Origin of the sequence: Catenibacterium sp. UBA627 (assembly GCF_002299355.1) — a bacterium.
GTDB lineage: Bacteria > Bacillota_I > Bacilli_A > Erysipelotrichales > Coprobacillaceae > Catenibacterium > Catenibacterium mitsuoka.
On sequence record NZ_DBPF01000116.1, the window covers coordinates 2,029 to 2,507 of the forward strand.

1 protein-coding gene is annotated in these 479 nt (G+C 31.9%); it reads right to left on the reverse strand.

Going from position 1 to position 479, the window contains the following annotated elements:
• Positions 1-479: type III-A CRISPR-associated RAMP protein Csm5 (csm5, locus tag B2S90_RS07505; protein ID WP_286696814.1), on the reverse strand; the 479-nt coding region annotated here is incomplete at both ends.

Genomic DNA, 479 nt, shown 5'->3' on the forward strand with positions numbered 1-479 from the left:
ACATCTACTTTCTGAGCTAAAGTGAGATCTTCTACTGATAATGGTTCACTATCACTCACAATAAATCCAGCCATTATATCATTGACTGCATCATCAACCCTTGTATCAGGTCTATGTAATGTTCTAAAGGTTTTTGCTTCAATATCCTGTATATTTCTAGATAAATATCTCTTCTTGTTGGTTTCTCTTTCAAAGACTTTCTCTTTGAACTGTTTTCTTTGAATCGTATAATCCTTTGAATGATTAATTAATCTATCTGCAAGAAAGATTGTTCTAAACATGCCTTTAAGAGAACTACCAGGAACATAAGGGTTTCCATAAGGATCCTTTACAAACTCCAACATGACATTTCTTCTTTTCGTTTCTTCGATATCCCCTTTATCCAAGGTATACTTAATACATCTATCAACAATAGAATTATTAACATTATTCTTTCTTATCCAAGAACCTAGATGTTCATGTTCATCTAACATAAAAGC